General features: G+C 72.4%; 25 protein-coding genes and 1 tRNA gene. 17 read left to right on the top strand and 9 right to left on the bottom strand.

Going from position 1 to position 26667, the window contains the following annotated elements:
* Positions 1-269 precede the first annotated feature (269 nt).
* Positions 270-2213, top strand: a complete 1944-nt coding sequence (locus tag BMX65_RS05835; RefSeq protein WP_079171711.1) for a vWA domain-containing protein — start codon at positions 270-272, stop codon at positions 2211-2213.
* Positions 2207-3775 carry a hypothetical protein gene (locus tag BMX65_RS05830; RefSeq protein ID WP_177214198.1) on the top strand — a complete coding sequence of 523 codons (1569 nt, stop codon included), beginning with the start codon at positions 2207-2209 and terminating at the stop codon, positions 3773-3775. Before BMX65_RS05835 ends, BMX65_RS05830 begins: the two co-directional genes overlap by 7 nt.
* Positions 3776-3826: 51 nt before the next feature.
* Here BMX65_RS05830 and BMX65_RS05825 read toward each other — a convergent pair whose 3' ends face one another.
* Positions 3827-4471: a TetR/AcrR family transcriptional regulator gene (locus tag BMX65_RS05825; RefSeq protein WP_074999050.1), complete on the bottom strand. Its 645-nt coding sequence runs from the start codon at positions 4469-4471 to the stop codon at positions 3827-3829.
* A 159-nt stretch (positions 4472-4630) separates the two neighbouring features.
* On the opposite strand from BMX65_RS05825, the gene BMX65_RS05820 reads away from it, so the two are divergent.
* Both BMX65_RS05820 and BMX65_RS05815 read left to right on the top strand, forming a co-directional pair.
* Positions 4631-5197, top strand: a complete 567-nt coding sequence (locus BMX65_RS05820; protein WP_074999049.1) for a dihydrofolate reductase family protein — start codon at positions 4631-4633, stop codon at positions 5195-5197.
* Positions 5198-5225: 28 nt separating this feature from the next.
* Positions 5226-5438: a DUF4287 domain-containing protein gene (locus tag BMX65_RS05815; protein WP_074999048.1), complete on the top strand. Its 213-nt coding sequence runs from the start codon at positions 5226-5228 to the stop codon at positions 5436-5438.
* A 40-nt stretch (positions 5439-5478) separates the two neighbouring features.
* On the opposite strand, the gene BMX65_RS05810 is transcribed toward BMX65_RS05815, so the two are convergent.
* A complete protein-coding gene (locus tag BMX65_RS05810; RefSeq protein WP_074999047.1) occupies positions 5479-6918 on the bottom strand; it encodes a serine/threonine-protein kinase in 1440 nt (479 codons plus the stop codon).
* Between the two features lie 71 nt (positions 6919-6989).
* Positions 6990-7541 carry a helix-turn-helix domain-containing protein gene (locus BMX65_RS05805; protein ID WP_074999046.1) on the bottom strand — a complete coding sequence of 184 codons (552 nt, stop codon included), beginning with the start codon at positions 7539-7541 and terminating at the stop codon, positions 6990-6992.
* 130 nt (positions 7542-7671) lie between these two features.
* Between BMX65_RS05805 and BMX65_RS05800 the strand changes: the two genes are divergently transcribed.
* Together BMX65_RS05800 and BMX65_RS32725 are read left to right on the top strand one after the other, a co-directional pair.
* A tRNA-Ala gene (locus BMX65_RS05800) sits at positions 7672-7744 on the top strand.
* Between the two features lie 103 nt (positions 7745-7847).
* Entirely contained in the window at positions 7848-7985 is a 138-nt protein-coding gene (locus BMX65_RS32725) for a hypothetical protein (RefSeq protein WP_162637665.1), read from the top strand.
* A gap of 174 nt (positions 7986-8159) precedes the next feature.
* Here BMX65_RS32725 and BMX65_RS32415 read toward each other — a convergent pair whose 3' ends face one another.
* The 3 genes from BMX65_RS32415 to pdxR form a co-directional block, all read right to left on the bottom strand.
* On the bottom strand, positions 8160-8615 hold the full coding sequence (locus tag BMX65_RS32415) for a hypothetical protein (RefSeq protein ID WP_143081808.1): 456 nt from the start codon (positions 8613-8615) through the stop codon (positions 8160-8162).
* A 31-nt stretch (positions 8616-8646) separates the two neighbouring features.
* A complete protein-coding gene (locus BMX65_RS05795) occupies positions 8647-10329 on the bottom strand; it encodes a restriction endonuclease fold toxin-2 domain-containing protein (protein WP_074999045.1) in 1683 nt (560 codons plus the stop codon).
* A gap of 259 nt (positions 10330-10588) precedes the next feature.
* The gene (pdxR, locus tag BMX65_RS05790) at positions 10589-12124 is read right to left on the bottom strand and encodes a MocR-like pyridoxine biosynthesis transcription factor PdxR (protein WP_239502037.1); all 1536 of its coding nucleotides are present in this window, start codon (positions 12122-12124) and stop codon (positions 10589-10591) included.
* A 46-nt stretch (positions 12125-12170) separates the two neighbouring features.
* Here pdxR and BMX65_RS05785 point away from each other — a divergent pair, with 46 nt between their 5' ends.
* Positions 12171-12659, top strand: coding sequence for a carboxymuconolactone decarboxylase family protein (locus BMX65_RS05785; RefSeq protein WP_074999044.1), 489 nt, complete (start codon positions 12171-12173; stop codon positions 12657-12659).
* Positions 12656-14236, top strand: a complete 1581-nt coding sequence (locus BMX65_RS05780; protein WP_239502036.1) for an MFS transporter — start codon at positions 12656-12658, stop codon at positions 14234-14236. Before BMX65_RS05785 ends, BMX65_RS05780 begins: the two co-directional genes overlap by 4 nt.
* Before the next feature lie 229 nt (positions 14237-14465).
* On the opposite strand, the gene BMX65_RS05775 is transcribed toward BMX65_RS05780, so the two are convergent.
* Entirely contained in the window at positions 14466-16739 is a 2274-nt protein-coding gene (locus BMX65_RS05775; RefSeq protein ID WP_177214197.1) for an ATP-binding protein, read from the bottom strand.
* A 227-nt stretch (positions 16740-16966) separates the two neighbouring features.
* On the opposite strand from BMX65_RS05775, the gene BMX65_RS05770 reads away from it, so the two are divergent.
* Positions 16967-17551 carry an STAS domain-containing protein gene (locus BMX65_RS05770; protein ID WP_074999042.1) on the top strand — a complete coding sequence of 195 codons (585 nt, stop codon included), beginning with the start codon at positions 16967-16969 and terminating at the stop codon, positions 17549-17551.
* A gap of 202 nt (positions 17552-17753) precedes the next feature.
* On the opposite strand, the gene BMX65_RS05765 is transcribed toward BMX65_RS05770, so the two are convergent.
* On the bottom strand, positions 17754-18497 hold the full coding sequence (locus tag BMX65_RS05765) for a DUF5324 family protein (RefSeq protein ID WP_074999041.1): 744 nt from the start codon (positions 18495-18497) through the stop codon (positions 17754-17756).
* Between the two features lie 203 nt (positions 18498-18700).
* Here BMX65_RS05765 and BMX65_RS05760 point away from each other — a divergent pair, with 203 nt between their 5' ends.
* Both BMX65_RS05760 and BMX65_RS05755 read left to right on the top strand, forming a co-directional pair.
* The gene (locus tag BMX65_RS05760; RefSeq protein ID WP_074999040.1) at positions 18701-19228 is read left to right on the top strand and encodes a peptidylprolyl isomerase; all 528 of its coding nucleotides are present in this window, start codon (positions 18701-18703) and stop codon (positions 19226-19228) included.
* Positions 19229-19366: 138 nt separating this feature from the next.
* Complete coding sequence (locus BMX65_RS05755) at positions 19367-20260, top strand: rhomboid family intramembrane serine protease (RefSeq protein WP_420856820.1); 894 nt, start codon at positions 19367-19369, stop codon at positions 20258-20260.
* A gap of 442 nt (positions 20261-20702) precedes the next feature.
* On the opposite strand, the gene crgA is transcribed toward BMX65_RS05755, so the two are convergent.
* Entirely contained in the window at positions 20703-20963 is a 261-nt protein-coding gene (gene crgA / locus BMX65_RS05750; RefSeq protein ID WP_074999038.1) for a cell division protein CrgA, read from the bottom strand.
* A gap of 102 nt (positions 20964-21065) precedes the next feature.
* On the opposite strand from crgA, the gene BMX65_RS05745 reads away from it, so the two are divergent.
* From BMX65_RS05745 to BMX65_RS31250, 6 genes are all read left to right on the top strand, one after another.
* The gene (locus BMX65_RS05745) at positions 21066-21803 is read left to right on the top strand and encodes a DUF881 domain-containing protein (RefSeq protein WP_074999037.1); all 738 of its coding nucleotides are present in this window, start codon (positions 21066-21068) and stop codon (positions 21801-21803) included.
* A 109-nt stretch (positions 21804-21912) separates the two neighbouring features.
* Positions 21913-22719 (top strand): class E sortase, encoded by an 807-nt coding sequence (locus tag BMX65_RS05740; protein WP_074999036.1) that lies wholly within the window; start codon positions 21913-21915, stop codon positions 22717-22719.
* A gap of 86 nt (positions 22720-22805) precedes the next feature.
* The gene (locus BMX65_RS05735) at positions 22806-23021 is read left to right on the top strand and encodes a hypothetical protein (protein WP_074999035.1); all 216 of its coding nucleotides are present in this window, start codon (positions 22806-22808) and stop codon (positions 23019-23021) included.
* Entirely contained in the window at positions 23018-23719 is a 702-nt protein-coding gene (locus BMX65_RS05730; protein ID WP_074999034.1) for an aminodeoxychorismate/anthranilate synthase component II, read from the top strand. Before BMX65_RS05735 ends, BMX65_RS05730 begins: the two co-directional genes overlap by 4 nt.
* 743 nt (positions 23720-24462) lie before the next feature.
* The gene (locus BMX65_RS33300) at positions 24463-25266 is read left to right on the top strand and encodes a class E sortase (RefSeq protein WP_239502034.1); all 804 of its coding nucleotides are present in this window, start codon (positions 24463-24465) and stop codon (positions 25264-25266) included.
* A gap of 566 nt (positions 25267-25832) precedes the next feature.
* Complete coding sequence (locus tag BMX65_RS31250; protein WP_079171737.1) at positions 25833-26492, top strand: class E sortase; 660 nt, start codon at positions 25833-25835, stop codon at positions 26490-26492.
* The last annotated feature ends 175 nt before the right edge of the window (positions 26493-26667 follow it).

The raw sequence follows: 26667 nt of genomic DNA, 5'->3' as shown, positions 1-26667 counted from the left end.
GGCGGCCAGGGCCTCCGTCATGTGCCGGCTGCCCGGAAGGGGTGTCCGTCCAGTCGGCTGACCCGGCAATGAGCGTGTGGAATGCGGTTCTTGGGCGCTGAGCGTGCCGGGAGGCGCAGGGTCGGCAGCAGGGCCTCCGCTGTTGCTGTACCGTGACACCTCTCCTCTTGATGCTTGCTCTTGCAAAGCAATACCGTGCTTGAGCAAAGCTGTCCGGGGTGAAGGGGGAGAAGAGCATGCGCACTGCGCGGAGGCGCCGGACCGGAGGCATGCCCAGACGGGTGCCCGGAGGGCTGCTGCTCGCCCTCCTCGCCGGGCTGTCGGCGGCACCCACCGCCGCCGCGGCCCCGGCCGCTCCGGCCGCCCGGGACGCCCCCGGGAGCGGCACCCGTGCGCTGCAGATCGTGCTGGACTCCTCGGGCTCCATGGCCCGGGAGGACGGCTCCGGCGGGACCCGGATGGACTCCGCCCGGGACGCGGTGGGCACGCTCGTCGACAGCCTCCCCGACGGCTACCCCACCGGATTGCGCGTCTACGGCGCCGACCGGGCCGCGAGCTGCACCGACACCCGGCTCGTCGAACCGGTCGGTGCACTGGACCGGGCGGGGATCAAGAAGGCCGTCTCCGCGGTGCGGCCCAAGGGGGAGACCCCGATCGGCCCGGCGCTCCGGAAGGCCGCCGACGACCTGCCCGACCCGCCGCGCGACACCCTGGGCCGCCGCACGATCGTGCTGGTCTCGGACGGCGAGGACACCTGCGGGGACCCGGAGCCGTGCGAGGTCGCCGAGGAGCTCGCCCGGGACGGCCTGGACCTGCGGATCGACGCCATCGGCTTCCAGGTGCGCGGCGAGGCACGCAGGGAGCTGGAGTGCATCGCCGAGGCCGGGCACGGGACGTACTACGACGCGCCGGAGGCCGAGGACCTGGCCCGCGAACTGGAGCGTGCCGGACGGCAGTCGGCGGCCGGCTACCGGTTCGAGGGCCGGCGGGTCACCGGAGCCCGCTCCGCGGCCGATGCCCCGGCGCTGCGTGCCCCCGGCCAGTACCTGGACACCATCGGGCCCGGGGAGACCCGCTGGTACAGCACCGAACTCGGCCCCGGTTCCGGCGCGCGGGCCGTGGACCTCGCCGCCACCGGAGTGCCCGCGCCCGGCGCCCGCGTCGGCAGCTCGGACGGCCTGGAGCTGACGATGCGCAGCTCCGACGGCAGCCGGTGCGGCGACGACCGCTCCTGGTTCGCGCAGGACGAGGGCGGCGTCCCCGTCACCGCGGCCGTCAGCCGGATTCCCGACGGGGACGGCGACCGCTCCTGCGACCGGCCCGGACGCTTCACCTTCGAGCTGACCCGCACCACCGCCGCGGACTCCGACCGGGCGCGCTGGCCCGTGGAGCTGCGGCTCGGCACCGAGCGGGCGCTGCCCCGCGGGGCAGCGCCCGCCCGCGCCGAGACCGGCTACGGGCAGGGCGGCGCGGACGCGGCCCTGCCGACGGGCGCGCCCCGGGACATCGAGGGCGGCACCGGATTCAACGACGCGAAGAAGCTGCGCGCCGGCGTGTGGCGGGACACCCTGGTCCCGGCCCAGACCCGCTGGTACCGGGTTCCGGTGGGCTGGAACCAGCAGCTCCGCTACGACGTGGAGTTCGCCAACGAGCCCGAGCGCCCGCGGAGCGGCAGCGTCCCCTCGTCGTCCGTGTGGACGGAGCTGTACGCGCCCGGACGGCTCCCGGTCCCGGGCGGTACGGAGTTCACCACCCGCCGCCCCTACCGGGGCGAGCCGGTGAAGGTCTCGCACGGTACCGTGCCGGTCTCGTGGCGGAACCGCACGGAGCCCGCCGGTTCCGTACGCCCGGTGCGGCGCGGCGGCGACTACTACGTCGCGGTCACGCTGGGCGCCGGGACCGACCGCATCGCCGCGCACGCCGCGGTCCGGGTGGTCCTGCGCGTCGACGTCAAGGGCCGCCGGAAGCAGGGCCCCGAGCACGACGCCCCGTACGCCGGTGCCGGAGGAGCGGCGGACGGGCACGGCGGGGAGACGTCCGCCGGAAGCGGGACGGCGGGCAGCGTGCAGCGCGCGGCGGGAGGACCGCATCCGGCGGTCGCGGCCGCCGGTGGCGCCGCGGCCGTGCTGCTCGCGGCGGGCGGGTTGGGGTACGCGCTGCGGCGCCGTGCCAGGGTTCGGAGCGCGACGGCGACGAGGGGCGGAACGTGGTGACGTGGCACGACGGGTGTGACGAGAGTGACGGTTGTGACGGGCGTGGCCGGGACGGTGGGGACGGGCGCGCAGCCGCGCCCGGAGCCAGGCCCGGAGCCGCGCCCGGAGCCGGGCCCCGACAGGGCGACGGACACCAGCGCGGACGCGGACGCGGACGCGGGCACGGGCACGGGAGCGGCCGTGCGGCCCGCGCCGCCACGTCGGCCGCCGTACTGTGCCTGGCCGCCGGAGTCCTGGGCGGCCTGACCGCACCGCCGGCGTGGGCGGCGGGCACCCCGCGGGCCTACGAACCGGCCGCCGACGCACAGCGGATCACCGGCGCGGCGAGCAGCGCGGACGCGCCCGAGGTGGCGCCCGGCCTGTTCACCGACCGGATCCGGCCGGGTCAGGAGAAGTACTACGCGCTCGACCTGGACGCGAAGGCCGACTTCCATGTGACCGCGACCGCCGTACCGGAACCGGGGTCCAGGGTCACCTTCCAGGACGGCCTCAAGGTGACGCTGCAGAACACCGACGGGGACTCCTGCTCCGAGGGGTCGGCCGCCGGGAACGGCGACACCGCCTTCCCGCTGGCCGCCACCGCCTCCCGGCTGATGGGCGACCCCGCGGACGAGGACTGCCGCGCCGCGGGGCCCTACCTGGTCCATGTCGTCCGCGAGGAGGGCGACAACTCCGATCCGAGCTCCTGGCCGCTGGAGCTGTCGGTCATGGCGGAGCCCGGCCTCAAGGGCGGCATTCCCGCGCCCCGGCCGGGCGCCGAGAAGGAGACCGACGCCCACAACACCCGCCCCGCACCGCCCTCGGGTCCGGCGGAGAACCGCACCGGCGGTACCGGCTTCAACGACGCCCGGGCACTCGGGGACGGGGTGTGGAAGGACCGCGTCCGCGCCGGGGAGACCCGCTGGTTCCGGGTGCCCGTCGACTGGGGCCAGCGGCTGTACGCACGCACGGAACTGCCCAACTCCGCGCGGCGGTCCGGGTCCGGGACCGGGAGCCGGTATGTGCCGCACGGCTTCCGGATGAACGTCTACAACCCGGCGCGCACCCCGCTCTACGACGAGGACTTCCAGGGCTGGGACGGCGACGGAGCCAAGTTCGACCGCTACAGCAACCCGGTCCGCTACGAGAACCGCTTCCTCGACGCCGCCTCCGGGACCCGCTTCGCGGGCTGGTACTACGTGGCCGTCACCGTCGGCCCGGACATGGCCACGCCGTTCCCCGACGGCACCCCGGTCACCCTGCGGATCGACGTCAGAGGCAGGGCGCAGCAGGGCCCGGAGTACGACGGGGACGTCGCCGCGGCCGGGTTCGGGGTCTCCGGACGGGACCGCGAGATGGCCGAGAAGGGGCTGACCGAGGCCCAGGCCGAGCACAGTGCGACCCTGCGCACCGTGGGCTGGGCCGGTATCGGTGCGGGCGTGGCGCTGCTCCTCGTCCTCGCCCTCTGGCTGCTGCTGGCCCGCCGCCGGGCCCGCACGGCCGGGTACCCGGTGCCCGGCCCCTACGGCCCGGCCGGCTCGCTCCCGCACTACGCTCCGCACGGGGGCCCTCCGCAGGGCTAGAGCCCGTCCGGCGGGTCGAGGATGCCGAGGGCTGCGCCGTGCCCGGTGCCGTCAGATGCCGCGTTCGATCATGTCGATGACGTGCTGGCCCGCGTCGTGCGTCTGGGTGGGGTGGAGGCCGCGCAGGGGGCCGTCGATGAGGAGGACGGCGAGCCCGTGGACGGCCGACCAGGCGAGGAACTCGGCGCCGGGGCGCCGGTCCTCGGCCAGGAGTCCGGCGTCCACGAGTCCGTCGAGGGCCTCGCCGAGCAGCTCGAAGGGGGTCTTTCCGGTGGCGCCCGCGGCGGTGCCGGCCGCGGCGTGGGTCATGTCGCCGGGGACGTGGAAGGCCGTGCGGAACAGGCCGGGTTCCTCCTGTGCGAAGCGCAGATAGCCGGTGCCGACGGCACGGAAGCGGGCCCGGGCGGCGGCCGCCGGGTCCTCGGCCGGCGGCACGGCTGCCTGTTCGGCCTCCATGGTGCGGGCGACCCGGGCCATGGCCGCCTGGGAGACGGCGTGCAGCAGCGCGTCCCGGTCGGCGAAGTGGCGGTAGGCGGCGTTGGGGACGACCCCGGCCTGCCGGGTGGCGGCGCGCAGCACGACGGCCTCCGGGCCGCCTTGGCGGGCGAGTTCGAGGGCGGCCTCGAGCAGGGCGTTGCGCAGGTCGCCGTGCCGGTAGGTGTCCCGTTTGGGCTTCTCGCCACCGGTTGCCGCCATGGCCGCCACCTCCAATGTGGACAGCATCCACTTAGGTCGTCTAGGATCTCTTCCGGGTGCCGAAGTGATGCGGATCACTCCACCCTCTGAATGTGGACATCGTACACAAGGGCGGTCGGTGGCCGTCCGGACACCGTCGCCGAGGGAGATCCGGTACTCATGGGCAAGATCACGCACTTCGTGCACCAGTCACTGGACGGCTTCATCGAGGGCCCGAACGGCGAGTTCGACTGGCCCCGCATGGACGGCGAACTGTCCGCCTACTCCCAGGCCCTCACCGACAGCGCCGACATCTTCCTGTACGGCCGCGTGGTGTGGGACATGATGTCCGGCTACTGGCCCCGCGCCGAGGAGTTCTCCACCCACGAGCACGACCTCGCGTTCGCGCCCGTCTGGCGCAAGGCGTCCAAGGTGGTCGTCTCCTCGACGCTGACCGAGGCCGACTGGAACACCCGCGTCGTCACCACCGACGTCGTCGGGCAGTTGACCGCTCTCAAGGAGAGCGGAGCACACCTGCTGCTGTTCGGCGGCTCCACGCTGGCCGGCTTCCTCACCGAGCACCAACTGATCGACGAGTACCAGATCTTCGTGCACCCCGTCCTGCTCGGCGGCGGCAAGCCCGTCTTCACTCCTCAGCAGCGCATCGACCTGACCCTGGCCGGGACCAGGACCTTCGACTCCCAAGTGGTCCTGCTGCGCCACGAGCGCACCACCCCGTCCGCCTGACTCCACCACCACACAGAACGGAACCGCCATGACCACACCCGCGAAGGGCCCCGCGAGCTACTTCCCCGCCATCGAGAAGAAGTACGGCCGGCCGGTCGCCGAATGGAAGGAGCTCATCCGTACCTCGCCGCTGACCAAGCACATGGAACTCGTGACCTGGCTCAAGACCGAACACGGCCTGGGCCACGGCCACGCCAACGCCCTGGTCGCCCACACCCTCGCCGAGGCGAGCGGCAAGTGACCCTCTCCCCGGAGAGCCCGGGGAGAGGGAGGGCCGCGGGTCACGCCGCAGCGGAGAGCGCCCAGACGCCTGTGGCCAGGCAGAGGAGCGCGACGAGCAGCATCGGCACCGCCACCTTGAGCGGCGGGCCGGGCCTGCGCGCGGGGGCCGGTGCCTGCACGGGCACCACCTGTCCTGGCTGTCCTGGCTGCCCCGGCTGCCCCGGCTGCCCCGGCGGATACCCGTACGCCGGATAGGCGCGGGTGCCCTGGTCCGCGGCGGGGTACGGACCGGGCCGCGGGGGCGCCGTCGGTGGCGTATTCGGCTGCTGCGGCGCAGGCTGCCCGGCGGTGGCGGCCGCGGCGGGTACCGGCGCGGGCGGCTGCAGGGGAAAGCTCCCGGTGTCCGACGGCTGCGGAGCGGGCGCGGTCTCCGGTGCCGGGGCGGCCGCAGCTTCCGTACCGGTGGCGGTCTCCTCGGTGGCCGTCCCGGTCGTGCCGCTCCCGGCGGCCGTCCCGGCAGCAGTCCCCGTGGTGCTCCCGGCAGTCCCGGTCGTGCTCCCGGCGGCCGTCCGGGCCGTTGCGCTCCCGGCGGCGGTGTCCGGGCCCGGGGAGGCGGAGTCCAGCGGTCCGTCGGGGCCGAACCCCTCCGGCAGCGGGCCGATGTGGTCGAAGACCTCGACGGCCTCCTGCTCCACCGTCGCGTCCCCGTCCAGCAGCTCGGCGGCTGCGGCCAGGGCCTTGCGGGCGCCTGTCGCGGTGCGGAAGCGCACCGCTGGATCGGGCTGCAGCAACTGGCCCAGCACCTGCCACAGCGGCTCGGCCACCCCCTCGGGTGCCGCGGGCATCCCGTGCTCGTACTCCTCGAACAGCGCCTGCGCGTCGGGCTTCCGGCCGGTGACCAGATAGAGCCCCACCAGCCCCACCGCGTACAGGTCCGAGGCGAAGTCCGCCTCCGCCTCCAGCATCTGCTCGGGCGCGAAGTAGCCCGGCGTGCCGACGACGTAGTTGGTCTCGGTCAGGCGGGGCTCGCCCTTGCGCATGGAGATGCCGAAGTCGGACAGCCGCAGGTGCGGACGGCCCGTGCCGGTGCAGTCCAGCAGGATGTTCGCCGGTTTGATGTCCCGGTGCACCACGTCCTCGGCGTGCACGGCGGCCAGGCCGGAGAGGAGCTGATCGAGCAGGGTGCACACGAACGTGGGGGGCAGTGCGCCGTAGTCGCCGACGAGATGGGCCAGCGATCCGCCCCTGACCAGGTCCATCGTGAACAGGACCTGCTCGTCGTCGGCCGCCCAGCTCGCCGGGGCCAGCACGTGCGGGTGGTCGATGCGCAGGGACTGTTCGCGGACGAAGCGCAGCAGGGTGTGGGCGTCGGACTGCTGGAGCACCTTGGCGGCCACGTACCGCCTGCGCCGGTGGTCCCAGGCGCGCCAGACCAGGCCGGCGCCGCCGCGTCCGATCGGATCGACCAGCTCGTACCTGCCGGCGAAGATCTCACCCATGGTGCTCGCGCCCGCCCCTTGCTTCCGCGCTCTCCCGCGGTCCTGCTGTCCCGCGGTACGGCTCGTGGTGATCAGCTCTGGTGCGCCTCGTAGTGCTTGACCGCGTCGGAGGTGCGGCCCGCGCCGTAGACCCGGAGGAACTCTGCCAGTTCCGGGTGGGAGGCGGCGAGTGCGTCGGACGCCTCGATGATGTCGGCGGCGTCCGACACCGACCGCAGCAGGGCCTGGATCTCCCGTACGACCCGCTTGACCGGAGTCTGGGAGGCGCCGGAGGAGGCGGTCTGCGAGGTGTTGTTGAGCACACTGCCGCCCGCGGTCCGGCGGATCTCGTCCATCCGGTTGGTCGCGTCGGCGGCGCTGATGTCACCGCGCGCCACCTCGGCGGCCAGCTCCTGGAGGGCCTGGACGCGCTGGACGACGGCCGGGTTCCCGATCTTTGCCCGCTGCCCGCTCATGAGCTGCGAAAGCATAGGCGCGGACAGTCCGAGCACCGTCGCGAGGCGGGCCTGGTTGAGCCCCAGGTCCTCGATCAGACGGCGGAAGAGAGTACCCAACGGCTCGCCGTACCACTGACTCTGGAGCTCGCGCGCCTTCGCCGTCGGGTCCTGTGCTGCTGCGTCCATGGCGTCTCCCCTGGGCTGCCCTGTGGTGCTTCGCTCGCGCGAACTTGCCGTGCATCCTACGGACGGCGGCAGGGGCGGGGCGATACCCGGTCGGAATTCGTCTCCGGGAGCCGGTACCCTGGTGCGCGAAGGGGCCATAGCTCAGTTGGTAGAGCGCTGTCTTTGCATGGCAGATGTCAGGGGTTCGACTCCCCTTGGCTCCACCCGGGAAAGCCCTCCTGATCTGCGGAAACGCGGTTCAGGAGGGCTTCTTCGTGCTCGAATCCGTGCACCGTGTGTGCAGGCCCCACGGCTGCCGTGCGCCTCATGTCTCACAGCCAGGGCCGCGGGTGCGACGGCGGAGGGATCTCGCACATCGTCCGATGGCGGGCCGACGGTGCCCGCAACGGCAAGCACGAGTCCAAGATCTTTGCCGAGGAGCGGGCTGCCGAGTGGTTTCTGTGAGCTGGTGAATGGCCACAGAGGTGGGCCAACGCTTGGTGTCCGGGGCAGAGGCGCTCACCAGTGCTCCCAATAGCGTGACTGATCGCAGTGCCCCGGAAGGGGACTCGACTGTGTTTCCGGATCCGAGTGGAGACTTCCACTGTCGGCCTGACGGGAACTGGAGTGTACGGGTGGCTATTCGTCGGCTGCCACGACTACTTCCCGCAGATGTTCCTCGAACAGGCGGATGGAATCAGAAGGGGAGGTGTGGGAAAGACCTTGATCAGGAATGTGCTCCTCCAGGCCCCACTCGGTATTGAAGGTAAGAGATGCCTCCGTCGGTACGACGCGACCACGAAGCCATCCAAGGAAGGCGGCCGCATCCGCTGACGTCGCTTCTTTGATCGCCACGCCCGGAGGCGAGGGCCGCGCATTACATTCGAAAACTTCTTCTTCTAGAGTGAACCCAAACGTCATCCACGTTCCGAGCGGACCCGGCCCTGAATCGTGCCGATCAACGCGTACGAACTCCCCGGATCTCCGTTCCTGAAGTGCCTCCGGAAGATACTCGAAAAATCCATCCCACTCTTCACTGCGTTCGGGTCCGAAAACGTACATGGTGCGGATCTGGGTGACATCGACCTCTGACACAAGAACACCTCATTGTTCGCCACATCTCTGCTCAAGGCACGTAGCGCGCGTACCCTTTGACGCCATAGGCGGCCATCATCACGCGCCAGTAGGGGACAGAATCTCTGTTGTTGGTCACCGTCTCAACTCCCCTCATCTCCTTGTTGCGCGGGTCTCCCAGCGCCGCAGCATATTTTCGTAGTTCTCCGCGGTCCTTTTCGTAGAGGAAATCTTTCTTCCCGTCGTTGTGGCTCTTTCTCAGGTCTTCCAGTCTCCGGTAGCACTGCTCATCAGGTCTGTTCACGAACTTGGCCTCGACAGCCATACCGTCCGTCGCCCGGAAGCCGTCCACCATGAGAGTGCTCCGAGGACTGATCCCCTTCGGGATCGGCACTTCATACTCGGGGTATCCGGCGATCCTCTTCTGGTAGGCGACCTCCGCAGGCTTCCCACCCGAGATGTGGCCCTCGTTCAGCGACTGCAACCAGGTGCGGAAGTTCTTCTGCTCTCCTGGTGAAAGCCGGGGGAAGCGGGGATCGGGCGGATGGGGCGGACCTATCGGTGGGCGGCGGGGCTCCCCGGGCTTCGGAGCACCGAAAGCGGCGGCCGGCACCAGGGTGGGGACGCGGACCAGGGGGAGGGGGAAGCCGGGGAGTCCGGGCAGCGACGGCCCTGGATCGGGGCGCGGAATGACCACCCGTTTCTGGGAGTGGTCCAAGGCGGGTGCCACGTGTGCGAGGCGGGTGATTGCCGCGTCGCCCGAGACCTTGTCGTGGAGACCGCCGTCCTCTCCGTTGCCGCCCCAGCGAGGGTTGTCCATGGGGTTCCACGAACCTCCGCCGAGGAGTGGGTCACGGTCCAGCGCTTCCTGTCGGCGGCAGCTTTCGATGTGGTCGGCGTAGGCGTCGCAGGCTTTTGCGAGAGTGGCGCACGCTGCCGGAAGATTGGCCATCAGCTCCGTATCCTCCGAGACTGTGTCGGGGGGTTCGCTCTCCTGACCGATGAACCTCTTGAAGAACTTTTCGACAGCGTCGGCGGTGAGACCCTCCTGCCCGAGATGGGCTCCGTACCAGCACCCCTGCGCCTCATGAAAAGCGTCGACGAGCAGCCGTTGCGCCGCACGCCAGGTTCCGGCAACTTTACGGAGCTTGTCCGGGCCTCCGCGGAACTTCTCGTTTTCCACCCAGCGGTCCCATTGGCCTGTCTCGCCTTCGATCTCGGGCAGCTCCTCTCCGCTGCGGCTGGGGCGAGGGCTGCAATCCACGGGCGGCGGCTGTGGCGCCACCCCTGCGGAAGGGCTGTCCGTGGCCTGGAGCAGCCGCCTGGCGGTGTCGTCCTCGTTCTTGAGGAATTCCACAGCAGTATCGAGCAGGGCCCCGGCACCGCCACTCATCACCAAGGAGACGAAGCTGAGCTTGTCCACCACGGTACGCGCCGCCTTGTTGTAGCCGGTCGCGAATGCGTGACCCGCATCGTCGTCGCCGGCCATACCGCGCTGTTCCGACAACTCCGTCACAAGCGCGTCCAGCCCGTTGTACGTCAGGTCCCGCAGCTGAAGCATCCCCCAGGAGGAGTCGATCAGCTGACCTGTCGTCATCCTCAGCTGCTCTTTCCGTCCCGGCGGCTCGTGCCTTCCGGGACGGTAGTCACCGTCAGGTGTCTGATTGAGCCGCATCCGAACGGCCCGTTGTGCCCCCGCCTCCTTGTGCTGCGCCCACTCGTCCTCGAACGACACGCACCGCCCCCTGCTCGCAACTCACCCCGGTTCGCAAGAACTTCCGAGTGTAGCGAGGTGGCTACAGCGTGGCAGCTGGATTGGTGGCGGTTCGGCATGGAGTGCATGACTCCGTACGGTCCAGTCGCGAACCCGGCCTGCCCGCAACCGCGGAGCCACAAGGTCCGGGGTGCCGCGCCATCGGTGTCCGGCGTCCGGTCTCCGGTGCTCGGTGTCCGTTCCTCGGCGTAGGCCGCGGTGCGGTGTCGCCCGTGATCGGTCACCCGTGTACGTCCGGCTCGGCGTCGGTCCCGGTGGCCGCGGACTCCGGGCCGGACGGTTCGAGCGGCGGCGGCAGGGCGCGTACGAGTGCGTCGAGGGCCGGGGTCCAGGCGTGGTCGGAGGGGGTGGCGTAGCCGACTACCAGGCCGTCCGGTGCGGGCATGGTCGCCGCCGGGTGGCGGAAGGAGGCCAGCCCGTCCAGCGCGATGCCCTGCCAGGCCGCCGCCTTGACCGCCGAGCGCTCGGTGCCCGGGGGGAGCCGCAGCACGGCGTGCAGGCCCGCCGAGATGCCGGTCGCGTGGACGTGCGGGGCATGCCGCTCCAGTGCGGTGAGGAGCTGGTCGCGGCGGCGCCGGTAGCGCTGGCGCATGCGGCGGATATGGCGGTCGTAGCCCCCGGAGGCGATCAGATCGGCCAGGGTCAGTTGGTCCAGGACGCCGGTCCAGCCCTCCCGTTCGCCCTTGACGGCGAGCACGTCGTCGACGAGGTGGTCGGGCAGCACCATCCAGCCCAGTCGCACGGCGGGGGACAGGCTCTTGCTGGCCGAGCCGAGATAGAGCACCCGGTCGGGGTCGAGCCCCTGCACGGCGCCCACCGGCTTGCGGTCGTAGCGGAACTCCCCGTCGTAGTCGTCCTCCAGGAGGAGCCCGCCCACGCCGCGGGCCCAGTCGACGACCGCCGTGCGCCGCTCCGGCTCCAGCGGCCCCCCGGTGGGGAACTGGTGTGCCGGGGTGAGCAACGCGGTCCGCACCTGCGGGAGAGCCGCCAACTCCGCGACGCGGGCGCCGCTTTCGTCGAGCGACAGGGGCGTCGTGGCCACCGGCGCGGTGGCCAGCAGCGCGCGGTGGAAGGGCAGGCCGTAGGACTCGACGGCGATCGGGCCCGGCAGCACCGCGCCGGCGAGCAGCCGCAGCGCATGGGCGAACCCGGAGCAGATGACGATGCGTTCGGGGCTCGTGCGCACGCCGCGGGCGCGGGCCAGGTAGTCGGTCAGGGCGCGGCGCAACTCGATGCGGCCCTGCGGGTCGCCCGGCCCGAACGCCTCGTTGGGTGCGGCGCTCACCGCCCGCCGCGCCGAGGCCAGCCAGGAGCCGCGCGGGAAGGAGGCGTCCTCCGGTTGGCCCTGCCGGAGGTTGTGGGTGGGACGGGCGGGCGTTCTTGCCGGTCCCGGTGGCTGCCGGCGGGTGCGGCGGGGTGCGAGCGGCTCCGCCCGGCGGGCCACCCGGGTACCGGACCCCTGCCGGGCGGTGAGCCAGCCCTCGGCGACCAGTTCGCCGTACGCCTCGGCCACGGTGTTGCGCGCGATGCCGAGGTCGGCGGCGAGGGAGCGGTAGGGCGGCAGCCGGGTACCGGGGGCGAGCCGACCGGACCGCACCGCCTCCCGCAGGGCGTTCATGAGCACGGTGCGGCGCCCGCCCGCGGCCGCCAGTTCCACGTGCAGGTCCTGCCCGAGCACCTCCGCCGCCCCGGACGCCGTCGGCTCCGGGTCCGGGGCCGCGCCCGGGCCGGTGGAATTGACCCGTGTTTCTTCCATGGAATTGCACCATACAGCCGGTCATTCGGACTTCTAGGTTCGAGGCATGACAACGAACGAGAACACCGGTCCCACCGCCCCGCGGCTGAACTTCGCCAAGAGCGCTCCGAAGGCGTTCAAGGCCCTGATCGGCCTCGACGCCGCCGCTCGGGAGCACCTCGACCCGGCGCTGGTCGAACTGGTCCAGATCCGCGCCTCGCAGCTCAACGGCTGCGCGTACTGCCTCCACATGCACACCTCGGACGCCCGCAAGGCAGGGGAGAGCGAGGAGCGGCTGCACATGGTCGCCGTGTGGCGGGAGGCCGCGCACTTCTTCACCGAGCGGGAGCAGGCGGCCCTGGCCCTCACCGAGGCGGTCACCCGGGTCTCCGACGCCGGGGTGCCGGACGCGGCCTACGGCGGGGCGGCCCGCCACTTCGACGAGTCGGAACTGGCCGCGCTGCTGGCGCTCACCTTCGCCATCAACACCTGGAACCGGGTCGCGCTGGCCACCGCCAAGGTCGCCGGCACGGACGAGCGGGCGGCGCGCCGATGAACCCCGCCGCGGCGCGGGCGGGCCGGCAGGGCCGCATCCTGGCTCTGCTGGCCCTCGCCCAGCTCATCATCGCCCTCGACTACAACATCGTGTACATGGCGCTGCCGCGGATCGGCACCGGTCTGGGGTTCACGTCCGGCGGCCTGCAATGGGTGGTGAGCGCCTACGCCGTCGCCTTCGGCGGATTCCTGCTGCTCGGCGGCCGGGCCTGCGATCTGTTCGGCCCCCGGCGGATGTTCGCCCTCGGCCTCGTGCTCTACGGTGCCGCGTCCCTGGCCGGGGGGCTGGCAGGCGGCCCGGCCCTGCTGCTCGCGGCCCGCGCGGGGCAGGGGGTCGGGGGCGCGTTCCTCTTCCCCGCGACCCTCACCCTGGTCGGCACGCTCTTCGCCGAGGGCAGGGAACGCAACCGGGCGTTCTCCATATGGGGAGCGGCGGGCGGCAGCGGTCTGATCGTGGGCGCCCTGCTGGGCGGCCTGCTGACCGAGGTGCTCGGCTGGCGGGCGGTGTTCTACGTCAACGTCCCGCTCGCCGCAGCGGCGCTGGTCGCCGCGTACCGGCTCATCGCGCCGGACCCGGCGGGTGCCGGGCGCGGCGGCCGGCTGGACGTGCCCGGCGCCCTCACCTCGACCCTCGGCGTCACCGCGGTGGTGCTCGCCCTGGTGCAGGGCCCGGAGACGGGCTGGTCCGCGCCACCGGTGCCGGCCGCCGCCGCCCTGGGAGCCGTCCTGCTCGCCGGGTTCCTCCTCCTGCAGCGGCGCGGCCGCGCCCCGCTGATGCCGCTGCACCTGCTGCGCGACCGCGATCTGAGCACCGGTGTGGCCGTCACCTTCCTCTTCATGGGGACGATCGGCAGCCTGGTCTACTTCCTGACCGTCTACTTCCAGGAGGTGCACGGCTACGGTCCGCTGGTGACGGCGCTGGCCTACCTCGTGCCGATGGCGGCCGTCGCGGCCGGGTCGCTGCTGGCCGGCCGGATCGCCACCCGGTTCGGGATGCGGGCCGCGATGGTGGGAGGGCTGGCGGTGGCGGCCGCCGGGGCGGCCGCGGTCGGGCTGACGATGGCGGAGGACGCCTCGTACGCGGCGATGGTCCCCGGCCTGGTGGTGCTGGGCCTCGGGCAGGGCGCGAGCTACACCCTGATGTTCGGCGCCGCGGCCGCCGGGGTGGACGGGCGGAACGTGGGCGTCGCCTCCGGGATGGCGTCCACCACCCAGCAGGTGGGTGCCGCCGTCGGGCTGGCCCTGCTGGTCGCGGTGGCGGCGGGCTCGGAGGTGTCCCGGGTCGACGGACTGCGCCACGCCGTGCTGCTGGCCGCGCTGGGAGCCGCGGTCACCGCCCTCATCGCCCTGCGCTTCCGCCGCCCCGGTGCGGCCGGTGCGGCCGGCGCGGCCGGTGCGGCCGGTGCGGCGGCTGCCGCCGAGGCCGGTGCGGAGGTCGCGGGGAGTGCCGGGGCCGCGGCGGGTGCCGGGGCCGCGGGGAGTGTCGCGGAGAGCACGGCGGGCGCGGGGGCCGCGGGGTCCGTGGACGCCGGTGGGTCCGTCCGCGGGCGGCCCCAGACGGAACCGGCGGGTGGGTGAGCCGACTGTCGGCCGGCCCGGCTCACTCCGCCGCCCCCGCTCACTCCGCCGGTTGCGGTCCGGCCGGTCGTACGGATGCGGTCGGCCGCTCGGCGATGATCGCTCGGGTGGGTGGGGCCGGTGGTGCGGCGGCCGGTGGTCTGGTGGCGGCGGGCCCCGGCGGCGGGAATCGTCACCACCGTCCCGCCGTCACCGTCGTCCCGCCGTCACCGTCGTCCCGCGCCGTCCCTCATCGGCTGCTCTCCGGGGCCGGGCGGGTCGCCCTGGCCAGCACCTCGTCGCGGTCGGCGTGCAGGGCCTCGCGGAACAGCGCTTCGTACTCCGCGTCGCCGAGCCGGGCCCGGGCCGCGGCTTGCCCCTCGTCCCGCAGCGGGGCCACCTCGGGGGTGCCGCGCTGCGGGTGGCCCACGATCTCCCAGTGCTGCGCGGCGGCACCGTAGGCGAGCGCTGCCCGCTCCGGTTCGCCCTCCCGCGCCTGGGCGGCGGCCAGCAGTTCCAGCCCGAGGGCGATGCCGAAGCGGTCCCCGATGCGGCGCTTCGCATCGAGCATGGCCCGCGCGTGGGCGCCCGCCGGGCCCGGCCGGTCCTCGAAGAGCGCGATCAGCGCCAACTGGTAGTCCGTGTAGGAGCGGGTCCAGTACTCCCCGAGCCGGACACACTCCCGGCGCAGCGCCTCGGCTTCGCGGCGGGCCTCCTTGAGCCGGCCGGCGCCGGTGAGCGCGAACAGCCGGGCCAGGCGGACCAGGGTGCTGCCGGAGGCGGGCTCCGGCGCCCGGCCGGTGTCGCGGAGCGCCGCGTCGGCCGTCGCCAGGGCCGCCAGCGGGCGTCCGGCCAGCAGCGCGGCGAGCGCCTCCAGATAGGCGGCCCCGCGCAGCCCTTCCTCGTTCCGCGCGAGGGCGGCCTCCTGCCGGGTCTGCTCGGCGAGGGCGCGGCCCGACTCGTGGTCCCCTTGGAGCACGCGGGCCAGGCCCAGCGACCACAGGCCGCGCGTCCGGGCCTCGCTCGATCCCTCGGTGCAGGCCAGTGCCAGTTCGAGGTAGTGGTGGGTCTCGTAGAGGTGGCCGCAGCACACCCAGAAGAAGGCCACGTTCCCGGCCAGTTCCAGGGCCGCTTCCGGGTCGGTGCCCAGCAGGAACCGCAGCGCCTCGCGCACGTCGTGGTACAGCTCCTCGATCCGCTCGTACCACGCCTGCTGGCGCGCCCCGGGCCACTCGGTGCGGGCCTGCCGCGACAGCTCCACGACCGCGGCGGCGTGCCGGGCGGCCAACTGCTCGGTCTCGCCCAGTTCCCGCAGCCACATCCGGCCGTACTCGCGGATGCTGTCCAGCAGCCGGTAGCGGCCCCCCTCGACGGTGACGACCGACTTGTTCACCAGACCGGCCAGGCAGGAGCGCAGTTCCCCGGCGGTCAAGGGGCCGCCGCTGCAGACCTGCTCGGCGAGTCCGCCGTCGAATCCGGCGGGGAAGACGGTCAGCCGGGCCCACAGCAGGCGTTCGGTCGGGCGGCACAGCTCGTGGCTCCAGCCCACGGCCGTCCGCACGGCGCTGTGCCGTGCGGGCCGCCGGAGTTCCTCGCCGATGCCCGACGGCCCGGGCCCGGACCGTCCGGCATCGGCGCCGCTCGACGGAGCGTCGCCCGGCGGGCTGCCGCCCGACGACCCGGAACCGGTGCGTGACGGCCCGGAGGCGGACGGCCGGGAATCTGACCGGCCGGAGTCGGACCGGCCGGGGCTGGGCCCGCCCGGGCTGGGCCCGTCCGGGGCGGGCCCGTCCGGGGCGGATCGGCCCGAGGTGGATCGGTCCGGGGCGGATCGGTCCGGGTCGTCGAGCAGATCCAGCCCGGAGCGGATCCGGTCCGAGGTCTCGGCCAGCGTGTGGTGGCGCAACTGCGCCGCCGCCAGCTCCAGAGCGAGCGGCACGCCGTCCAGCCGGGCGCACAGCCCCGCGGCCAGCCGCTGCTCGGCGAGCCCGCGCAGCGGTCTGCCGACACCCTCGGCACGCTGCTGGAAGAGGGCGAGGGCCTCGGTGGCGGGCGCGAGCGGCGGTACGGGCAGCACGGTCTCGCGGATGGCGCCCAGCGGCTCCCTGCTGGTGGTCAGCACGGTCAGATTCGGGCAGGCGGTCAGCAGTTCGCCGACCAGGTGGCGGCAGGACGGGACGAGGTGCTCGCACGAGTCGAGGGCGAGCAGCACCGCGCGGTCCGCCACCCAGCCGCACAGGGCGTCCAGCGGTATCCGGGGAGTGTGGTCGGAGAGGCCGAGGGCGTCGGCCACGGTGGCGGCGAGGAGTTCGTCGCTCCGCAGCGGCCACAGATCGGCCCAGTAGATGCTCCCGATTCCGGAAGGGGCAGTGCCCAGCGCATGCAGGGCGAGCCGGGACTTGCCCACTCCGGCGCCGCCGACGAGGGTCACCAGTCGCTGCTCCCTGAGCGCTTCGGCCAGCCGCGCCAGTTCGGCGGCTCTGCCGACGAAGGACGTGGTCTCCTCGGGGATGTTCTGCTGCACGGGGCCAGTCTTCCTGCCGACCGGCCGGTAGTCCGCCACTTCGGACTTTCTCCCGGATGCGGAGGACTCGTGAGGGTGAAGCGTCAACTCGCAAGCAGAATTGGGTTTTTACACTCGTTCGAGTGACGATGCAGGGGTGGCGCAGCGCCACCCCCAGAGGCCCTGCCTATGCTTACGGGCCGATTTCCTGGACTCCTACGGTCACAAGGTCATACGTGAGGGCACCGATGGCACCGCACCTGGACGCGAGCGGCAGCAGGCTGTCCTCCACCGTACGAGAACAGTCCTGGGCCACCGCCGAACAGCCCTGGGCGGGCGGAGCCGACACTCCGGGCGAGGGCGAGGAGGCTCCGGCAGGCACGGTGCTGACCCGCGCCGAGCAGGGCCGTAGCGTGGTGGAGCTGCACGGGGAGATCGACCTGGCCGTGGTGCTGGCCACCACGCCGCGGCTCTACGCCCTCACCGCTGCTCCCGCTCCGGAACTCGTCGCCGATCTGCGACCGGTCACCTTCATCGACTGCAGCGGACTGGCACTCCTCGTGGACATCCGTGCCCGGGTGCTGGCGAGCGGCGGAGCCTTCACGCTGGTGTGCGCCGACCCGCGGGTCCTGCGGCTGCTGCGGATCACCGGCCTGGAGAACGTCCTGGTCCCCGTGCCGGCACCGGAGGCGCTGCCGGAGCAGTCCGACCGGAACGCCGCGAACATCATGAACGCCGCGAGCACGGCGGACGCGGACGACGGCACGCTGGAAGCGGTGGACGGTACAGACGGCACAGACGGTGCGGAGGCGGCCGGCGGACGGGAGAGCTGACTCCCCCCGCCACTCACCCGACCGGAGTACCCGGGTGCCCGACGCGGCGCGAAGCGGCGACGGCCCGCGCCGCCGCGGTGCCGCAGGTGCCGCGCCGCCAACGGCTCGCGCCGCCAACGGCCCGCGCCGTCGAACGACGGTTCGCACAGCCGAGGGCCGGTGCCACCGACGGTCGCGGCGCCGGCCCTCGGGGGCGGGGGAGCTACTGCTTGTCGCGGCCCCCGGACTCCGCGTCGTCCTGCTTGGCCCGGACCTCCGGGTCCAGTTCGCTCCCGTCGCTCCCGCTGCTCTCGGCGGGAGAGCCGTTCACGCTGGAGAGCGAGGTGCGGTCGCCGACCTCGGTCGCGGCCGGCGGCTCCACCAGCCAGTCCGGGTTCGCCTGCCGGTCCCACCAGCGCCAGGCGGCGTAGGCGCCGCCCGCCAGCAGCCCGATCAGACCGGCGCGCCGGACGAAGCGGCCGGCGCGTGAGCGCCTGCGGCGGCGACGGGTGAGCTTCTCGATCTCCTCGACCGTCACCTGGCCGCGCAGCGCGGCCACCGCAGCGGCCCCGCGCTGCGCCGCTTCCTCGCGGGCCGGTCCGGCGGCGGCGCGGGCCTCCGTCATCGCCGTCTCCAGGCGCGGGCCCGCGTAGGCGGCCGCCCGGCGGGCCGCCTCCCGGGTGTGCTCGGCCGCGCGGCCCGCGGTCCTGTCGACCTCGGGCGGGAGGGCGTCCAGCGCCTGTGCGACCCGGGGTCCGACGTAGTGCTCGTATCCTTCGCGGGCGGAGTGGCGAGCCTGCTCGGCGGCCTTGGAGACCTTCGGCCCGAGCCGCGCACTCGCCTCATGGGCATAGCGTGCCGCGGTGTCCTTGGCTTGGCCCGCGTGGGGCTTCACCACTTCCGCGGCGTGGCGCACGCTCTCCTTGGCCGTGCCGGTCGCAGCGCGCACGCTCTTCTTGGCGGTCACGGTTCCTCCTCCTCGGTGGCTCATGACTCACGTGGCAGTCTCTCCGACAACGGAGGACAGGAAGTCGTTTTCCACCTGTTTCGAAGATCATGCCTGCCGGTGCGCCGCCCCGCTCTCCCGGTCGGGCATCCGGGTCAGCCACCGTTCCCCCGCGTCCGTGGGAGGATCGGGGCGAGACAATGCAGGCAGATGGAAGGTAGACCGTGGCCGAGCAACTCCACGCCACCCTGAAGACCAACCACGGCGACATCCGCGTTCAGCTCTTCCCGAACCATGCGCCCAAGACGGTCAAGAACTTCGTCGAGCTCGCCGAGGGCTCCCGCGAATGGACGCACCCGGAGACGGGTGAGAAGACCACAGCGAAGCTGTACGACGGCACCGTCTTCCACCGTGTGATCAGCGGCTTCATGATCCAGGGCGGGGACCCGCTGGGCAACGGCACCGGCGGCCCCGGATACGAGTTCGGCGACGAGATCCACCCCGACCTCGCCTTCACCAAGCCGTACCTGCTGGCCATGGCCAACGCGGGCCCGGGCACCAACGGCTCGCAGTTCTTCGTCACCGTCGGTGCCACGACCTGGCTGACGGGCAAGCACACCATCTTCGGCGAGGTCGCGGACCAGGCAAGCCGGGAGGTCGTGGACAAGATCAGCGGTACGCAGACCAACCCCCGCACCGACCGTCCGCTGCAGGACGTCGTGCTGGAGGCCGTCGTCATCGAGCGGCAGTAACCGCGCCAGGCGGCAGCAGTCGGCAGTCGGCATCCGTCGGCGGTCGGCGGCCCGCGCGGCAGCGGGAACCACACGCCCCACCCGTCCGTATGTCAGGGCGGGTGGGGCTGGTGCGTACGGGACACTGGAGGGGTGAGCGTGGAGCAGGACGGACAACCCGGGGGCGGAGCCGCACAGCCGGCGCCGAAGTACTGCTACCGGCATCCCGACCGGGAGACGGGCATCTCGTGTACGCGGTGCGAGCGACCCATCTGCCCGGAATGCATGGTGGCGGCCTCCGTCGGATTCCAGTGCCCCGAGTGCGTGCGGTCGGGCTCCGGGACCGGACACCGGCCGGGCGCCGATCGGCCCAGGACAGTGGCCGGCGGGCGCGTCACGGGTGACCCGCGGCTGGTCACCAAGGTGCTGCTGGGCATCAACGTGGCCGTCTTCATCGCGGTGCTCGCGGGCGGCGACCGGCTGCTGGACGAGATGCTGCTGTTCGGGCGGGCGGTCACCGAGCCGTACGGCCCGGTGGAGGGCGTCGCGGAGGGGCAGTGGTATCGGCTGCTGACCTCGATGTTCCTGCACCAGGAGATCTGGCACATCGCGATGAACATGCTCGGCCTGTGGTTCCTGGGCCCGCCGCTGGAGGCGGCGCTGGGCCGGTTGCGCTTCGTGGGGCTGTATCTGCTCTCCGGGCTGGGCGGCGGCGCGCTCACCTTTCTGCTGGCCGTGCCGCAGCAGGCGTCGCTGGGCGCCTCCGGTGCGATCTTCGGCCTGTTCGGCGCGATGGCCGTGCTGATGCGGCGGATGCGCTACGACATGCGGCCGATCCTGATCCTGCTGGCCATCAACCTGGTCTTCACCTTCACCTGGAAGAACATCGCCTGGGAGGCGCACGTCGGCGGCCTGGTCACCGGTGTGCTGCTGGCCTACGCGATGGTGCACGCGCCGCGCGAACGGCGGACCCTGGTGCAGGTCGGCGCCTTCGTGCTGCTGCTGGCCGTGGTCGTGGTGCTGCTGGTGGTGCGGACACTCGAGCTGACCTGACCTGACTCGAGTCGGGTCGGGTCGGGTCGGGCTGGGTCGGGCTGGGCGTCCGTGGCGGGGCGTATGAGTACCGCCCCCCCCACGTCGTGCCCGTGAGATCGGTCACCACCAGGGGCCACGGCAGTCCGCCCGGCGGGGGCCGGGCCGGGTCGGCCGCGGTTCGCCGGCCGCCCTGGACTCCGGTGGACAACCGGGTGCCGAGACCTTCGTGCGGTGCTCGAAAGCGGGCTCGATCCTCGGTTGTCCACAGCGGGTGCGGAATCTTGTGCACGGTGTGGTCCACCCGAGGGCGCCTTCGCTCAGGTGTGCCCATCCCTTGCTATTGCAGGGCCGACCTGAGCCCTTCCGGCCGCTCGCGCAGTCACATCGGCGTCAACACCCAGAAAGTTATCCACAGATCTTGTGAGTTATCCAAGGCTGTGGATCAGCCTGTGGATAACTCTTATTTCCACTGGGTGGAGACGACGAAGCCCGTCGCGATGAAGCCGAAGCCGACCACGATGTTCCAGTTGCCCAGCGACTCGACCGGAAGCGAGTTGTTGGTGACGTAGAACACCACGATCCAGGCGAGGCCGATGCCGAACATCGCCAGCATCAGCGGTGCCACCCAGCGGCGTCCGCCACCACGCAGGTCGATGTTGGTGGCCTTCTTCTCCGGCGGGGGCGTGAAGTCCGCTTTCTTTCGGGTACGTGACTTCGGCACGAGAGACTCTCCTGTCGATGCTCTGCTGACCGCCGTACGGCCCATAGGGACGGTGGTCCGTTAGCGTAGTGCTTTCCCAGGGCGGAGGGAGACAAGGGTACGGTGACCAGATCGTTCATCCGGCCTGCACGGCTGGCTGCCATAGGTGTCTTCGCCCTCGCGGGCCTCATCTTCTGGGTCAGCTTCAACACGGCGCAAGGGACGAACATCCGCAGCGACAGCTCGATGCTGCGGCTCTCCGACCTCATCCAGGAGCGCAGCAGGCAGAACGCGGAGCTGGACCGCCAGGCGGCCGGACTCCGCCGCCAGGTCGACAAGCTCGCCCGCCGCGACGACGGCAGCACCCGCGACCAGGACCGCAGGCTCGACGACCTGGAGAAGCGCGCGGGACTCAAGAAGCTCTCCGGCCAGGGGCTGACCGTCACCTTGGACGACGCCCCCAGCAACGCCACGGCCAAGGTCCCCGGACTTCCCGACCCCGAGCCCAACGACCTGGTCATCCACCAGCAGGACCTGCAGGCGGTGGTCAACGCCCTGTGGCGGGGCGGCGCCGAGGGCATCGAGGTGATGGACCAGCGGCTCATCTCCACCAGCGCCGTGCGCTGCGTCGGCAACACCCTCATCCTGCAGGGCCGCGTCTACTCCCCGCCCTACAAGGTCAGCGCCGTCGGGGACCGGGAGAAGCTGCGCACCGCGCTGGACGAGGCTCCCGCGATCCGCAACTACCTCGAGTACGTGGACGCCTACGGCCTCGGCTGGAAAGTCGAGGAGCACAAGGCGATGACTCTTCCCGGCTACTCCGGCACAGTGGATCTCCAGCAGGCCGAGCCCGTGCGGTGAGCGTGCCCGCACCGGGCCCGTCCAGGTCGAGCACGTCCATGCCGAACAGGTCCGCGGCGCCAGGCGTCCGCGGCGCAGATGTCCGCGGCGGACGGGAAGTGGGGCAGCGGTGCGGGACGGAGCGGCGTTACGGGCGGTCGTCCGCGGGCTGAGTGAGCTGTGCATCACCGTCGGGGTGCTGATCGTGCTCTTCGTCGTCCACCTCCTGTACTGGACGGGGATGCGCGCCGACCGGGCCGCGGACGACGAGATCGCCAGGCTCCGGAAGCAGTGGTCGGCCCAGCCCGCGCCCGGCGACTCCCGCGGCCCCGGTGCCGAGCCCGGCAGCCCGCAGGATCCGGCCCCCGGTGGCGGCGGCGAGGAGCAGCCGCAGGACGGCGAGAGCCCGGCTGCGGGCACCCCCGGCGGCGGCCCGGCACACACCGGTCACGAGGACGGCGAGGGGTTCGCCGTGATGTACGTCCCGCGGTTCGGCCGCGACTGGTCGCGGCCCGTCCTGGAGAACACCCGCCCGGGCACGCTGCGCAAGGGACTCGGCCACTACACCCGCACCGCGGACCTCGGTGAGCGGGGCAACTTCGCCGTCGCCGGGCACCGCCGCACCTACGGGGACCCGTTCAAGGACTTCCCCGAGCTGCGCCCCGGCGACCACGTGTTCGTCACGAACGGTGACACCTGGTACACCTACACGCTCACCCGGCGCCCCTACCGCACGCTTCCCGGTGACACCGGAGTGCTCGATCCGGTGCCCGCTCCCGTCGACCCGGCGGCCGCCCCCTTCGACCGCCCCGGCCGCTATCTCACCCTCACCACCTGCGATCCGGAGTGGGGCAGCAGCCACCGGCTGATCGCCTGGGCGCGGCTGGACGCCACCCGGCCGGCGAGCGCGGGGAAGCCGGACGCGCTCACGCGCTGAGGCCGTACTCTGACGCCGTACTCTTGGGTGGGCCGAACGGCATGCGTGCCCGACGGGCGCGGGAGGAGAGAGGACGGCATCGCGGGATGTACGGCTGGATCTGGCGACATCTGCCGGGCAACGTGTATGTACGCGCACTGATTTCGGCGGTGCTGGTGACCGGGGTCGTCTTTCTGCTGTTCCAGTACGTCTTCCCGTGGGCGGAGCCGCTGCTGCCCTTCAACGACGTGACGGTGGACGACGCCGCCGGCCGGGGCGCCGGGGTGGCGGGCGCGGGCGCGGTCGCGGGAGGTACGGCGTGAGCGCCCGGATCCTGGTCGTGGACAACTACGACAGCTTCGTCTTCAACCTCGTCCAGTACCTCTACCAGCTCGGTGCCACCTGCGAGGTGGTCCGCAACGACGAGGTCGAGCCGGGGCACGCAGAGGCGGGCTTCGACGGCGTACTCCTCTCCCCCGGTCCGGGTGCACCCGAGGAGGCCGGAGTCTGCATCAGCATGGTGCGGCACTGCGCGGACCGCGGGATCCCCGTCTTCGGCGTCTGCCTGGGCATGCAGTCGATGGCGGTCGCCTATGGCGGCGTCGTCGGCCGGGCCCCGGAGCTGCTGCACGGGAAGACCTCCGTCGTCTCGCACGAGGGCGCGGGCGTGTTCGCCGGACTGCCCTCGCCCTTCACCGCGACGCGCTACCACTCGCTGGCCGTCCGGGGCGCACTCCCGGACCCCCTGGAGATCACCGCCTGGACGGCGCCGGGTGGCGCGGATGCCGCCACCCCCGCTCCGGAGGAGGGCGGCGCCCGCGAGGCCGGTCTGGTGATGGGGCTGCGCCACCGCGAGCTGCCCGTCGAGGGGGTCCAGTTCCACCCCGAGTCGGTCCTCACCGAGTGCGGCCACCTGATGCTGGCCAACTGGCTGGTGCGCTGCGGGGACACCGGCGCCGTGGAGCGCTCCGCGGGGCTGGAGGTGCCGCGCGGCGCCGGTCTGGGGACGGTCACCGGGTGACGCCGGGCCATCGCGGTGGCGAGGAGGCGGACAGCCACCGGTACGGGTCCGGGAACGACCCCGAGTACGACCGCTACCGCGCGGCCGTCGACGCCCTCGCGGACCCGCTCAACGACCCGCTCCCGGGCCAGCGTCCGCCGCAGCCGGAGCCGCCCCGTTCGCAGCCGGAGCCGTCCCGTTCGCAGCCGGGGCCGCCCCGTTCGCAGCCGGGGCCGGAGCGGCACCCGCACGCGCAGCCGGAGCCGCCGCCGTCCGGGCCGCAGGCCCACCGGGGGTCGGTGCAGCCGCCGCCGGGCCCGCAGGCGGCGGCTGGAGGCCCGTACGCGGCCGACGCGGGCCAGGAGGCCGCCTGGTACACGGCAGCACCGTACGAGCCGTACACGGGGTCCGCACAGCCGCCGCAGTCGCAGCCGGGACAGCAGGCACCGACGGCCGAGCCGGAGCCGCGGTTCGTCCGGGGGCCCGTTCCTCCTGCGGAGCCGGAGAGCGGCCCGAGCGGCCGCCGACCGCCGGGGACCGCCCCGTTCGAGCCCGAACGGGGACCGGTCCAGGGGTACCAGGGACAGGGGCACCAGAACACCCAGAGACACCAGGGAGCCCAGAGACACCAGGGAGCCCAGAGACATCAGGGAGCCCAGGGACACCAGGGACAGAGACCTCAGGAGCGGGCGCGCCGAGGTGGTCGGCCTCAGGAGGGTCGGTACGCGGACGGAGGGCAGCAGGACCAGGACGACCGCAGCACCGTGGGGCTGCGGCAACCGCGCGCCGAGGAGTTCCCTCCCCGGTCGCGCACGGAGCGCCTGCCCGGACCGACCCGGTTGGAGGCCCGCAGGGCCGCCCGCGCGCTGCGGCCGGGCCCCGGCATCATCGCCAGCCGGGCCATCGGCGAGGTGTTCATCACATGCGGTGTGCTGATGCTGCTGTTCGTCGCCTACCAGCTCTGGTGGACCAACGTCCGCGCCGACCAGCAGGCGAACGGCGCCACCGACCAGCTCCAGAAGCAATGGGACGACAGCGACCCCGAGGACGGTGTCGACCCCGAACGCAAGGCCGGTGCCTTCAAACCCGGCGAAGGCTTCGCGATCATCCACATCCCGAAGATCGACATCACCCGGCCCGTCGCCCAAGGCGTCTCCAAGGAGAAGGTGCTGGACAAGGGCATGGTCGGCCACTACGACAAGAAGCCCCTCAAGACCGGCATGCCCTGGGACGAGAAGGGCAACTTCGCCCTCGCAGGGCACCGCAACACCCACGGTGAACCATTCCGCTACATCAACAAGTTGCGGACGGGCGACGAGGTCGTGGTCGAGACCCGGTCGAAGTACTACACGTACAAGGTGACGCGCCAGCTTCCGTCCACCCCTCCGTCCGATACGGGGGTGATCGACCCGGTTCCGCCCAAGTCGGGTTTCTCGGAGCCCGGTCGTTACATCACACTCACCACCTGCACACCGGAATTCACATCCAAGTACCGTCTGATCGTCTGGGGCAAAATGGTGGACGAACGTCCGCGCAGCAAGGGCAAGCCGGACGCGCTCGTCGACTGACACCCGGCGGGCGGAGCCCGGTGTGGTGACCAGCGAGACGGCGGCGGAGGCGGCAGCAGGTGAGCAAGGGCAAGCGGGAGACCGCCCGAACGACGGAAACCCCGGACCCGGCTGACGAGACCGCCGCCGCGGAGAGCGAGAAGTCCGCGGGGTCCGGGAACTCCGCGGAGGGTGCGAAGCCCGCGGAGTCCGACGACCCCGCGGAGAGCGAGAAGTCCGCGGAGAGCGAGGAGTCCGCCGAGTCCGACGACCCCGCGGGGTCCGAGAACCCCGCGGATCCCGAGAGCTCCGCGGAGGGTGCGAAGCCCGCGGAAAGTGGTGATTCCGCGGGGTCCAACGACTCCGCGGGGTCCAGGAACTCCGCGGGGTCCGGGAACTCCGCGGGGTCCGGGAACTCCGCGGAGTCCGACGACCCCGCGGACAGCAAGAAGTCCGCGGAGCCCAGCGACCCCGCGGAGCCCAGCGATTCCGCCGAGCCCAGCGACCCCGCCGAGCCCAACGACTCCGCGGAGCCCGATGCCCCCGCCGAGCCCAGCAACTCCGCGGGGTCTCCGGGGCGGGGGGCGATGGCGATGGCCGTGGCGGTGTTCGGCGAACTCCTCATCACCGCAGGGCTGGTCCTCGCGCTGTTCGTCGTCTACTCGCTGTGGTGGACGAACGTGCTCGCCGACCGGCAGGCCGCGAAGGAGAGCAATCGCGTGCGCGAGCACTGGGCGGCCGACCGCGGCCCCGGTGATCTCGACACCCGGGACGGCATCGGCTTCCTGCACGTGCCGTCGATGTCCTCGGACGACATCCTGGTCAAGAAGGGGACCGATCCCGAAGAGTTGAACCAGGGCATCGCGGGTTACTACACCAAGCCCGTCAAGTCCGGGCTGCCGCAGGACCAGTCGGGCAACTTCGCGCTCGCCGCGCACCGCGACGGGCACGGGGCCAAGTTCCACAACATCGACAAGATGGCCAAGGGCGACGCGGTCGTCTTCGAGACCAAGAACACCTGGTTCGTGTACAAGGTGTTCGCGACGCTGCCGCAGACCTCGAAGTACAACATCGACGTGGTGGACCCGATCCCGAAGGAGTCGGGCAAGAAGGAGCGTGGACGCTACATCACGCTCACCACCTGCACGCCGGTCTACACGTCGAAGTACCGCTACGTCGTCTGGGGCGAACTCGTGCGCACGGAGGACGTCGACGAGGACCGCACACCCCCGGCCGAACTCCGCTGAGCCCAGCCCGGGGCGCCGACACCCTTCCGGTATCCGGCACACCCTGCGGCATCCGGCAGCCACGCGGCATGCGACAACCCTGCGGCAGCGGCAGCGGCATCCGGCAGCCACGCGGCATCCGGGCATCCCCCGCACCCCGCAACCCCGAGACGCCCGCCGCACCCCGCGCATGCGC

The organism is Streptomyces qinglanensis (assembly GCF_900111245.1).
GTDB lineage: Bacteria > Actinomycetota > Actinomycetes > Streptomycetales > Streptomycetaceae > Streptomyces > Streptomyces qinglanensis.
Note: the sequence above shows the minus strand (reverse complement) of the source record. Positions and strands in the feature narration are given on the sequence as shown.